Raw genomic sequence first — 11,808 nt, 5'->3', positions numbered from 1 at the left:
AGGCCGACTCCCGGTCGGAGGCCGACTCCCGGTCGGAGGCCGACTCCCGGTCGGAGGCCGACTCCCGGTCGGAGGCCGACTCCCGGTCGGAGGCCGACTCCCGGTCGGAGGCCGGTGGCGGGCCAGCGCTGGCCAGCACTTGATCCGCTAGCCGCAGCCGGTCCGCTAACCGCACAGCCGGGCGGCTGGCTAGCCGATCGGCTGCCGGTCGGTGAACGCCGGCCGGTGGCCGTTCGACGGCGGACAGCCGATCAGTGGCCGCGGGCCAGCAGATGGCTCGAGGCCGGCGGTCGGCGGCCAGCGGTCGGCGGCCGGGTCGTTGCTGGTGGGCGGTGGTGGGTCAGCTGGCCGGTGGGGTGGACAGGAGGCTCTGGCGGGGGCCGGCGAAGCAGGCGTCGATGCGCTCGAGCTGGCCTTTGGTGAACATGAACATGGCGGCGTCGTCGACGTAGTCCATGTAGTTCATGAACATGTCGCCGTTGGGGCCGTTGCCGCAGGTGATGCGGGGGAACTTGGGGCGGCCCACGTTCTGGTCCGATTGATTGGGGGTGTCCGCGACCAGGTCGGTGCCGCCGCAGCCGGTGCCGTCGTCGCCGCCGATGTGGAAGAGGTTGAGCCAGTGGCCGATCTCGTGGGTGGCCGTGCGGCCCAGGTCGAACGGGGCGCGGGCCGTGCCGGTCTTGCCGAAGCCGGTGTAGGTGATGACCACGCCGTCGGTTTCGGGCGGGCCGCCGGGGAACTGGGCGTAGCCGAGCAGGCCGGCGCTGAGCTGGCACACCCACATGTTGAGGTAGCGGTCGCTCGGCCAGGCATCGGTGCCGCCGGTCGCGGCGAACTTGACCGTGTCGTTGCCGCCGAAGGAGGTGCGGGTGGTTTGGCGGCGGGTCACGCCGTCGGTCGGGTTGCCCTGCGGGTCCACCGTGGCCAGGTGGAACTGGATCTTCGTGTCGGCCACCAGGCCCTGCCAGATCGGGGGTACGTCCTTGACGTCCGGGTTGAGCGCGCGGAAGTCCTCGTTGAGCACGGCGATCTGGCTGTCGATCTGCTCCTTGGAGACGTTCTGCTCCTCGGAGCTGTAGACGATGTGGCAGACGACCGGGATGTTCACTTCCTCGGTGCGCTGGTCCTTGACCTCGCCGCTCGCGTAGGCGAAGGCCAGGTTCTCGATGTCGGTGCGGGCCACCCGGTAGCTGATGCTCTCGTTGAGCAGCCGGCGGTGGACGTCCTCGGTGGCACAGCGGCGGCGTGACGGAGCTTCGATGATCTCGTCGGCGTCCACGGAACTCATCTCCTGTCGATCATTTGCGGATCTTCAGCACCTGCCCGTCGTGCGCGGTGATGTGCAGCAGGCGCGTGGCCGCGCCGGCGTGCACCCGGACGGCGTCCGGCTGCTCCGCTTCCCAGCTGCCCCAGGTCGGGGTCGACCGGTCGGCCGGCCCGGGCCCGTACTCGATGTAGCCGCCGCCCGGGCGGAATTCGAGACTGTCCCGGGGTGCGCGCCGCGGCGGGAAGTCGAAATCCGCCGGCCGGTAGACGGCCTCGTCGTCGGTGTCCTCCTCGAAGGAGTGATACCAGCGCTGGAAAAGATCGGCCGAAAGATCAGACATATACGCGCCCACCTGCACGAACGACTGTGATGCTGTGCGAGCCAGACTGGCAGCCTCAGGCCCGGCCAAGACCCTTACCGTCCGTGATCCGACATGCCCTCACCGGCGGCTGAGCTGGGCATCCAGTACGCGCAGCAGATCCCAGATCTCCGACCCACCGGCCTCGACGCCTTGATCGTGGCTCTCGGTGTCCGCCACCGCCGCGCGGTGCGCCAGCGAATCGGCCATGAGCTGGCATTCGGCGCCGGTGAGCTCGACCGTCGCCATCCGGTCGCCCGGCAGCGGCCGCAGGTCTTCGCCGTAGATGTTCTCCCGAACCGCCCGGGCCGCGCTGCGGTCGACCAGAAGGTCGCCCTCGACGCTCTCGTAGTCGTCCAGCACCTTCTCGACCAGCAGCCACCGCCGGACCGGCAGGATCACCAGATAGCCCCGATCTCCATCAAGACCGAGCTCATGCCGAGCGTGCACGCGTTCCCCCAACACCGAACCGACAAATCCGCTGCCCAGCACCAGGGAGTTAACCGCCATCCCCCGACGCCCAAAGCCGCAACCACAACCGCCGCAACCACAACCGCCGCAACCACAACCGCCGCAACCGCCGCACCGCCGCAACCGGATGGAACGTGGGGTCTCCGGGGCTCGGCCCCGGAGCAGGAATGACGAGTCACCAGGGTCCGCGCTTTCCGCGGACAGGGGGGTCCTGTGACTCGTGGGCGCGGTAGGTTTCGAACCTACGACCCCTCGCTTGTAAGGCGAGTGCTCTCCCACTGAGCTACGCGCCCGGGTGTTACCGGGAATCAGCATCGTACCTTGAGGGCGATTCAGCGATCGAGAGCGGCCAGCCAGGCTTTCACGTCGCGGGACTCGCCGGGGCCGATCATCTCGGAGTATCGGATGACGCCGGACGGGTCGATGAGGAACGTGCCCCGGTTGGCCATGCCGCCGCCGTCGTTGAAGACCTCGTAGGCGCGGGCCACCTCGCCGTGCGGCCAGAAGTCGGCCAGCAGGGGGAAGTCGAAGCCTTCCTGGCCGGCCCAGACCTTGTGGCTGTAGACCGAGTCGACGCTGACGGCCAGGACCTGGACCTGTTCGTTCTGGAAGGCGGCCAGGTTGTCCCGGACAGCGGTCAGCTCGCCGCGGCACGTGCCCGTGAAGGTGAACGGGTAGAACACCAGCAGGACCGCCTTGCGACCGTGGAAGTCACGCAGGCGTACCTCTTGGTTGTTCTGGTCCTTCAGGGTGAAGTCAGGCGCCGCGGCGCCGACGGGTAGCGGCATGCGGACAAGCCTAACCACGCCGGCGTCGGTGACGACGCCGGCTGGCTCGGAATCGGCAGTGAGCTACTTCTTCTTCGCACCCCGGGGTGAGACCAGGCGGGCGCCGGTCCAGTCCTTGCCGGCGTTGAGAGTCGAGGTCTGCTGCAGGCCCGCCGTGGGGGCGGACTCACTGATCTCGCTCGGCTCGACGTGCCCGTCACGGCCGGCCTTGGGGGTCAGCAGCCACACCACGCCGTTGTCGGCGAGGGGGCCCAGGGCGTCGGTGAGCAGTTCGAAGAGATCACCGTCGCCGTCGCGGTACCACAACAGCACCGCATCGACGACCTCGTCGGTGTCCTCGTCGACCAAATCGCCGACGCGTTCGGTCAGGGCGTCACGGAGGTCCTCGTCGACATCGTCGTCGTAGCCCATCTCCATGACCACCATGTTCGGCTCGAAGCCGAACCGGTCCGCCAGGCTGCGTACGCCGTCGGCCTGACCAGCGGTCGCGCTCACTGTCTAAGTCCTCCTAGCCAAGAAAATTAGGTGCGTGAACTTGGGGGTAGTCCACACACTTGTGCGCCCCGGCGCAAGTGGCGCACCGAGTGTGAGGCAATTTACCGTGCCAGCAGGGTGTGGGCACCCTGTGTGATGGCATCCTCCCCCACCAGCACCTGTTGTGCGGCCGGACCCAGCGGAATCAGCGAATCCGCCGACGCGATCCTCCGGGCCGAGCCTACGAAACCGCCATCCACCAGGGCCGCGAGGACCCCCTCGCCGACGCCGCCGGAGCGGCGGGTCTCGTCCACGATGAGCACCCGACCGGTCGCGGCGGCCTCTCTGACCAGGTCGTTGACCGGCAGCGGGGAAATCCAGCGCAGGTCCACCACTCGGGATCCGTACCCCTGCTCGGCCAGCCGGGCGGCCACCCGCAGCGACATGCGCAGCCCGTTGCCGTACGTGATGATGGTCAGATCCGAGGCGTTGCCGAGGGGGTAGGTGCGGGCCCGGCCGATCGGCACGTGCTGGCCGGTCCAGGCCTCGGGGCCGGCGTAGGGGGCCAGCCATTCGCCGTCGCCCGGCTCGTACAGGTCGCGGGTGTGGTAGAGCGCGATCGGCTCGAGGAAGACGCAGACGCTGCCGTCGGCCGCGGCCGAGGCCAGACAGGACCGCAGCATCGGGGCGGCGTCGCTCGCCCGGGCGGGCACGGCCAGGACCAGGCCCGGTACGTCCCGGAGGACGGCGACCGAGTTGTCGTTGTGGAAGTGGCCGCCGAACGCCTGCTGATAGGCCAGCCCGGCGACCCGTACGACCATGGGGTTCTTGAAGGCGCCCGAGGAGAAGAACGACAGCGTGGCCGCCTCGCCGCGCAGTTGGTCCTCGGCGTTGTGCAGGTAGGCCAGGTATTGGATCTCGGGGATCGGCAGCATGCCGTCGAGCCCGGCGCCCAGGGCCAGCCCGAGGATGGACGTCTCGTCGAGCAGGGTGTCGAAGACCCGTTCGGCCCCGAACCGCTCCTGCAGGTGCTTGGTGACGCCGTAGACGCCGCCCTTGCGGCCCACGTCCTCCCCGAACACCAGGACGCCGGGATCGGCCGCCAGCGCGTCCGTGAGGGTGGCGTTGACGGTCTGGGCCAGGGTGAGCGGCCCCGCCTTTTCGGGCAGCTTGCCGCCGAAGGCCTGGGAGCGGGCGGCCGCGGCCGGTCCGAGGGCCCGCGAGGCGGCCTCGGTGATCGCGTGGGCCGAGCGCAGCGGGCGGCGCGGGGCGAGCGGCGCCACGATCTCGGCCACCGTGGTCAGTTTGGGCTCGCCGAGCACCTCCTCGGCGACCTTGCGGACCTGCCAGCCGACCTCGTCGTAGCGGGCGATGACCTCCTCGGGCGCGAGCAGCCCGGCCGCCACGAGCAGTCCGGCCGTGGCCACCAGGGGGTCCCGCTCGAGGTCACGCTTGATGTCCTCGGCCGGGCGGTACGCCACCTCGGCGTCGGCCCCGGCGTGGCCCATCAGGCGCACGGTGGACAGATGCAGGATCGCCGGGCGGCGCTCGCGGCGCACATAGCCGACGGCCTCGATGGCGGCGTCGTAGGTGGCGGCCAGGTCGCAGCCGTCGGCCGCGGTGTAGCGCAACCCGGGCCGCGACTCGAGCATCGCCGCCACCCAGCCCGGCGGCGACGGCACGCTGATGCCGAGGCCGTTGTCCTCGCAGATCAAGAGCAGGGGCAGCTGTACGCCGGAGCGCTCGAACCAGCCGGCCGAGTTGAACGCCGCCGTCGCCGTGGCGTGGTTGACCGAGGCGTCGCCGAACGAGGCGACCGCGATCGCGTCGCGCGGCCAGCGGCTGCCGGCGCGCCCTTTGGCCAGGGCGAAGGCCAGCCCGACGGCGCGCGGCAGGTGGGAGGCGACGGTCGAGGTGGTGGGCACGATGTTGAGGTCGGCGCTGCCGAAGACCTTGTGCCGGCCGCCGGCGATGGGCTCGCGGGCCGAGGCGACGACGCCGCGCAGCACGTCGCGGGCGGCGTCGGCCAGGCTCTTGGCGCGGGCGCTGAAGAACGCGGCCGAGCGGTAGTGCAGCAGGGCGGGGTCGGTGGGCAGGAGCGCGGCCGCGACCGCCGCGTTTCCTTCGTGGCCGGACGAGCCGATCGTGTAGAAGCCCTCGTTGAAGCTGCGCAGCCAGCGTGACGCGAGATCGAGGTGGCGGCTGGCGAGCTGGGCGTCGAACAGCTCGAGGGCGCGGGCGTCGGTGAGGGTGGAGCCGTCGCGGACGGGGTCGCCGGGCGCGCGACGGCCGCCGGGTGCCGGCAGGGCCGACACCGCGTCGCGGAAACGCTCGTCGAGGTTCTGCGGGGTGGTCACACGACGAGCATCGCGCAGGCGGGCGAGCCCTGCCATGCCGCAAACGGGCCAAAGATCCGCTTCAGCGCTGTGACGTGCGAGAAGTCGGATGAAGCAGTGACGGGCCGGACGGGGAGATCCCCGCCCGGCCCGTCCGCTGGGTTACTTGACCTCGATCATCGCCTTCGCGTACCGGACCGCCGTGCTCGTGGCGGACGTCTGGCCGCCCGCGAGCAGCGTCTTGCCGGTGCCGGCGGCGAACGTGGCCGGGATCGTCACCTCCGCGGTGAAGGCTCCGTCACCGTTCGTCGCGAAGTTCCCCAGCCGGGCCAGGCCCGGGTAGAGGCCCAGCGCGACACCGGTGTGCGGGGCGAAACCCGTACCGGTGACGGTGACCTTGCCGCCCCGGGCCGCCGACTCCGGCGAGACCGTGAGCGTGCCCGCGATCGTGCCCGGCAGCGTCGACGACAGGGTCGGCGCGGCCGCCAGCAGGGCCTTGCCCTCGCTCCGCACGCTGGGGTCGGAGACGACCCCGGTGACCCGCCCGTTCGCCTGGACGGTCACCGAGTAGTCCCCCGGCGCCAGGTTGACGACCGTGCAGGACGTCGCGGTGGTCCCGGACACGGTGCAGGTGGACTCGGCCGGGCCGGCCACGGAGGCCGTGAAGCCGGCCAGCCCGTCACCGGCGTCGGTGCTCGCCCGCCACTGCACGGTCAGCGACCGTACGCCCGGGGTGACCGACACGATCGTCGGCGCGCCCGGCGCCCTCCTCGGTGTGACGGCGGCCGATGCCGTCGCCGGCGCCGAGTAACCACTGGCGAACTTGCCGATGGTCACGACGCTGACCGTGTACGCCGTCCCGTTGGTCAGGCCGGTGATGCCGCACCCGAGGTCGGCCCGGCTCGTGCAGGTGAACGTCTCCGCGCCGTGCACGGCCCGCGCCTGGTAGCCGGCGATGCCGTCACCCATGTTGGCCGGGGCCGTCCAGGTCACCCAGGCCCCACCGGAGCGCGGGGCGGCCGTCACGCCGGTCGGGCTGCCCGGGGCGCCGGCGGTGGGCCGGACCCGGGCCGAGGACACGCTCGGGGCCGATTGACCGGCCGTGCCGGCGGCCACGGCGACCACGTTCACCCGGTACGACGTGCCGTTCGTGAGCCCGGTGATGGTGCACTCCGGATCCTCGGCGGCGGTGGTCGTGCAGGAGAAGTCGCCCGGCGTCGTGGTGGCCTTGTACGAGGCCGCCCGGTCGGCGCCCTGGGCCGGCTTGGTCCAGGAGACCTGGATCTCCTTGTCGCCGGCGGCCACATTGACGTCGTACGGCTTGCCCGGCGCCCGCGGCACGATGACCTCGGAGGCCGGGCCGAAGGCCGAGTTGCCGCTGTCGCCGACGCCGTTGGCCTGCACCCGGAACTGGTACCTGGCCGCGGCGTCGAGGCCGGTCACCGTGCAGGTGGTGACGTCCCGGGACGTCGTGGCGCAGCCGAAACCGTCCGGCAGCGACCGCACGGTGTAGCCGGCGATGCCGGCTCCCGGGCTGGGCGCGGTCCAGCTCACGACGACCGCGTTGGTCGCCGCGCCCGGGACGGCCGTCGGCCGCTCCGGCGCGTCCGGCGGACCGGCCACGATGGTCGACGAGAGGTCGCTCGCGACGTTGCGGTCGGCGGTGCCGTGCGCGACGACCCGGAACGAGTAGCTCGTGCCGCTGATCAGACGATCGACGACACAGCTGCCACCGACGAAGCCGTCCTCGTCCATGCCTCCGGTCTGGCAGTCGCTCAACCCGGGTACAGCCGGATTCGAGGTCACCGTGTAGTAGTCGACCGGGCCGCCACTCGTCGGAGCGTCCCAGCTCACCCGCACGGAGTTGGCCCCCGCCCAGGCGACGTCCGGCACAGCCGGCTTGGCCGGCGGCGCGGTGGTGATTTTCTCGAACCGGTAACTCTCGTCGGACTGTCCGCCGCCGGGGCCGTTCGCCCGGACCGTGAAGTCGTAGGTCTTCGCCGGGTCCAGCCCACCGAAGTCACACGTCAGGGTCGAGCTCGGAACCTCGGCGCAGTAGTCCAGCTCGAGCGGGACGTCCGGCGCGGAGGAGTCGTACGCCGTCACGGTGTACGACGCGACAGGGCCGCCCGGCTCGGGCGCGGTCCACTTCAGCCGGACCGCCGAGGCGGAGATCACCTCGAGGCTCTGCAGGAAGGGCGGGTTCGGCCGGTTCGGGACGAACCCGGCGCTGGCCTTGAACGAACTGCCGGCGGCGTTCTCCGCCGTCACGACGAACGTGTACAGAACCTCCTGCTCGAGGCCGGGGAACACGCATACGCGGTTCGTGTCCGGGCCGACGACCTCGCAGGGGTCCGGCAGCGTGTCGTCGCCACCCTGAGGCGCGTAGACCCCGACCGTGTACTTGGTCACCACGCCGCCGCCCGACTTGGGCCAGGAGACCCCGGCGGTACCCGGCGCCTCCAGGGTCACCGACACCGTGGCCGGCGCGGCCGGCTTGTCCGGTACGAGCGCGGTGGTGGTGGACGCGGCGGTGGAGCCGGCGCCGTTCGTGGCCGAGACCTTGAAGGTGTACGCCTTCGTGGTGTCCAGGCCGGTGAACGAACATTCCCGGGTGGCACCGGCCGCCACTGAGGGACAGCCCTTGCCCTGCACCGTGGCGCCGGCCGGGTCGACCGCGGTCACCGCGTACGTGGCGACGGCGCCGCCGGTGCCGTCCAGCGGGGAGTCCCAAGTGACCTTGGCCGCGCCCGGGGTGTCGGCCACCAGCACGGCCGCCACCGTGGTCGGCGCGCCGGGCTTGGCCACTACGAGGGCGGGGTCGCTCGGCTCCGACGCCACGCTGTCCGCCTCGTTCACGGCCGTGACCGTGAACGTGTAGGACGTGTCCGCCCGCAGGCCGGTGAGAACGCAGGACGTCGCGGACACTGCGGCCTGCTGGCACTGCTCCGACGCATCGCCGCTGGCCGGGGTGGCTGTCACCAGCCAGCCGGCCACGTCGCCGCCCTCGGCCGGTGTCCACGAGACGGTGACGGTGGCCGCGCCGGCGTCGTTGTGGCCGAGCACCACGCCCGACACGACGGGCTTGCCGGGCGCCGCCGCGCGCACCGGCCCCACGGTTGCCGGGGTCGAACCGGCGGCGTTCGCCGCCGCGATCGTGAACGTGTAGGACTTGGCCTCCTCGAGACCGGTGAACTCGCATTCCAGTGTGCCGTCGGCCGCGACATCCATGCAGTTCGACACCGTGGCCACGTCGTCGGCGTCGGCCCCGGTGACCTCGTAGTGCTCGACCGCGCCACCGCTGTTGTTCGCGGGGACGACCCACGTGACGAGCACCGTGCCCGGCCCGGTCACGGTCGCCTTCGGCGAGCCCGGCGCGCCGGGCTTGTTCGGCACCAGGGCGTCGGCCGTGGCGACCGCGTCCGTGCCGCCCAGCTGGTTGAACGCCCGCACGACGAACGTGTAGGCGGTCGCGGCGTCGAGGTTCTCGACGTCACAGGTCAGCGCGTCGGTGATGCACGTGTGCTCGGTCGGCTCGTCGCCGGCCCAGGCCGTCACCCTGTACCGCGTGGCCGTGTTCTGGGTGGGCGTCTCCCACGTGGCCGTGACCGACTCCGTCTGGTCCGTGGTCAGCACCGCCTGCACGTTCTGCGGCTCGCTGGGGATGCCGGTGGCGGTGGCGACCTTGTCCGTGGACCCGGCCGCGTTGGTGGCCACGACCGTGAACTCGTACTCCTTGGCCGGGTCGAGCTCGTCGAAGGCGCAGACGAGATCCTCCGTCTCCTCGCACCCGACGATCGGGTCCTCACCGGCCGTCTCGGCGACCACGGTGTAGCTCGCCACCACGCCGCCCCCGGGCGCCGGCTCGGTCCAGGTCACCTGGGCCGCGCCGGGACCGGTCAGCGCCACGTCCGCGGTGGCCGGGGCGCCCGGCTTGTCGGGGATGATCTCGGCGCTCTCCGCCGACGTCCGCGACCCCAGGTCGCCGACGGCCGTCACGGTGAACTTGTAGGCGGTGCCGGGCGTGAGCCCGCTGATCTCACAGGTCGGCGTCGTCAGGTCGAAGCCGCACCCGGCCGCCTGCGTCCCGGCGGACGGGATGGCCCGGACCGTGTAGAACACGACCGGCCCACCGGTGGTCTGCGGCGTCCAGGCGAGCTTCACCTTGCCCGGCGCATTGCCCAGCGTGACCGTCGGCGCGTTCGGCACGGCCGGCGCCTGCGAGACGACCGGGTCGCTCCACTCGGACACGGCCGTCCCGGCCGCGTTGGTGGCGGTCACCCGGAACCGGTAGTTCTTGCCGTCCTGCAGACCGCTGAAGTCACAGCTGGTCCGGGTGCCGGCGATGCCGGTGCAGGCCGTGTCGACCAGCGGCGTGCCGTTGTCGGTGGGCTGCGAGGTCACCGTGTAGGTGGTCACGGCGCCGCCCGCGATCGGGTCGGGCGCCTCCCACAGCACGGTCACCTTGCCCTCGGTGGCGCCGAGCTCGACCGTCGGCGTGGCCGGCACGGCCGGCAGGCCCGGCTTGATCGGGTCGGACGCGAGGCTGGCCGGGGAGCTGCCGGCGGCCGCGCTCTCGCCGTTGGCGACGACCGTGAACGTGTAGCTCTTGGCCGGGTCGAGGTTGGTCACCTGGCACGAGGTCGCGTCGGCGGGCGCGGTGCACGTCCTCGTGCTGCCGTCGGCCGTCCCGGTCACGGTGTATCCGGCGAGCGCTTGACCCCCGAGGGGCTTGGCGAACGACACCGTCACCGCGGTGTTGGAGTCCCGGGTCACGGTGGGCTTGTCCACCTGGTGCGGCGGGCCGGCGACCTTGGCGGCCGAGGCCGCGCCGGCCGGCGAGGTGCCGGTGGTCCCGGTGCTGTTGGTGACGCCGACGGCGGTCACCCGGAACGTGTACGACGTGTCATTGGTCAGACCGCCGAAGGTGCAGGTGGTCACGTCGCCCGCCACCAGCGACCCGCAGGTGCCGGTCAGGCCGGTCGCCGGCGTGGGCGTGATCCGGTACGACTGGATGCCGGCGCCCGGATCGGGCGCGGTCCAGTCGAGCTTGACCGTGTTCGGGTCGCCGGAGAAGGCGACCGTGGGCGCGAGCGGCGTGCCCGGCGGGCCCGTCTTCACGGCGTTGGCGTTCCGCGGCGCGGAACAGTCGGTGCTGTTCGAGGTGCTCGCGTTCGGGCAGGCGACCACACTGGGTGTGTAGGTCGTGTTCGCCGCGAGATTGTTGATCGTGCAGGTGAGCGGGCCCGAGAAGGGCCCCACCAGGTCGCAGTACTCGTTGCCGGCGCTCGCCCGGTACCGGGCCACCGTCACGCCCGACGGAGGCGCCGTCCAGGTGACCGCGATCAGCCGCCGGCCGGCCAGGGCCGAGGCGCTGGCCGGCGCGTCGAGCGCCGCCGCCGAGGCCGGGGCGGGATTCGCCGCGACCAGGCCTGCGGACAGCGTCGCGGCCGCGGCCACCACCGTCCATCGGGAAATTTCGCGCCGTCGTCGCGGCACCTTTTCTTGCACTTCTCTCACACCCCCGCGTCAGAAGCCTTGGACTCCCCACAAGGTAGTCATTTCAGGGGTAAATAAGGTTGAAACGGATTTATGCGGTAAGGGTCGTCCGGTACCGGGGCTGGCAGACTCGCTCCCATGCGCACTGAAGTGATCACGGTCCGGACCGGCAACCGGCCGACCGTCCGGGACATCACGGCCGAGGCAGCCGACTTCGTCCGGTCCGAAGGGGACGGCATCCTCAACGTCTTCGTCCCGCACGCGACGGCGGGTATCGCCATCATCGAGACCGGAGCCGGCTCGGACGAGGACCTGCTGACCGCGATCGACGAGCTCCTGCCCACCCAGGACAAGTGGCGTCATCGACACGGATCGAAGGGGCACGGCCGTGACCACGTACTCCCGGCCTGGATGCCGCCCTATGCGGCACTGCCGGTGATCGACGGCCGGATCGCGCTCGGAACGTGGCAGTCGGTCTGCCTGGTGGACACCAACGGAGACAATCCGGAGCGCCAGGTACGGTTCAGTTTCCTGCCCGCGTAACGAAAGGAAGTTGTTACCGGTCAGTACGTGTGTCGCGTATCGCGTACCCGCACGGTAGGCGTGACGATGCAC

8 protein-coding genes and 1 tRNA gene are annotated in these 11,808 nt (G+C 71.5%); 1 reads left to right on the top strand and 8 read right to left on the bottom strand.

Annotated features, from left to right (window positions below):
* Nucleotides 1–340: 340 nt before the first annotated feature.
* From AB0J66_RS27425 to AB0J66_RS27390, 8 genes are all read right to left on the bottom strand, one after another.
* Nucleotides 341–1,288 carry a zinc metalloprotease gene (locus AB0J66_RS27425; RefSeq protein ID WP_364666215.1) on the bottom strand — a complete coding sequence of 316 codons (948 nt, stop codon included), beginning with the start codon at nt 1,286–1,288 and terminating at the stop codon, nt 341–343.
* Between the two features lie 10 nt (nt 1,289–1,298).
* Nucleotides 1,299–1,607, bottom strand: a complete 309-nt coding sequence (locus tag AB0J66_RS27420; protein ID WP_364666212.1) for a hypothetical protein — start codon at nt 1,605–1,607, stop codon at nt 1,299–1,301.
* Nucleotides 1,608–1,706: 99 nt separating this feature from the next.
* Nucleotides 1,707–2,075: a hypothetical protein gene (locus tag AB0J66_RS27415; protein WP_364666209.1), complete on the bottom strand. Its 369-nt coding sequence runs from the start codon at nt 2,073–2,075 to the stop codon at nt 1,707–1,709.
* A 242-nt stretch (nt 2,076–2,317) separates the two neighbouring features.
* Nucleotides 2,318–2,389, bottom strand: a tRNA-Val gene (locus AB0J66_RS27410).
* Nucleotides 2,390–2,428: 39 nt separating this feature from the next.
* Nucleotides 2,429–2,884, bottom strand: coding sequence for a peroxiredoxin (locus AB0J66_RS27405; protein WP_364666206.1), 456 nt, complete (start codon nt 2,882–2,884; stop codon nt 2,429–2,431).
* Nucleotides 2,885–2,947: 63 nt separating this feature from the next.
* Nucleotides 2,948–3,379, bottom strand: coding sequence for a DUF3052 domain-containing protein (locus tag AB0J66_RS27400; protein ID WP_014441437.1), 432 nt, complete (start codon nt 3,377–3,379; stop codon nt 2,948–2,950).
* Nucleotides 3,380–3,480: 101 nt separating this feature from the next.
* Nucleotides 3,481–5,751, bottom strand: coding sequence for a thiamine pyrophosphate-dependent enzyme (locus tag AB0J66_RS27395; protein WP_364666203.1), 2,271 nt, complete (start codon nt 5,749–5,751; stop codon nt 3,481–3,483).
* Between the two features lie 105 nt (nt 5,752–5,856).
* Nucleotides 5,857–11,193, bottom strand: a complete 5,337-nt coding sequence (locus AB0J66_RS27390; RefSeq protein WP_364666200.1) for a fibronectin type III domain-containing protein — start codon at nt 11,191–11,193, stop codon at nt 5,857–5,859.
* Between the two features lie 138 nt (nt 11,194–11,331).
* On the opposite strand from AB0J66_RS27390, the gene AB0J66_RS27385 reads away from it, so the two are divergent.
* Nucleotides 11,332–11,736, top strand: a complete 405-nt coding sequence (locus AB0J66_RS27385; RefSeq protein WP_364666197.1) for a YjbQ family protein — start codon at nt 11,332–11,334, stop codon at nt 11,734–11,736.
* The last annotated feature ends 72 nt before the right edge of the window (nt 11,737–11,808 follow it).

This window comes from Actinoplanes sp. NPDC049598, from assembly GCF_040675435.1.
Lineage (GTDB): Bacteria > Actinomycetota > Actinomycetes > Mycobacteriales > Micromonosporaceae > Actinoplanes.
Note: the sequence above shows the minus strand (reverse complement) of the source record. Positions and strands in the feature narration are given on the sequence as shown.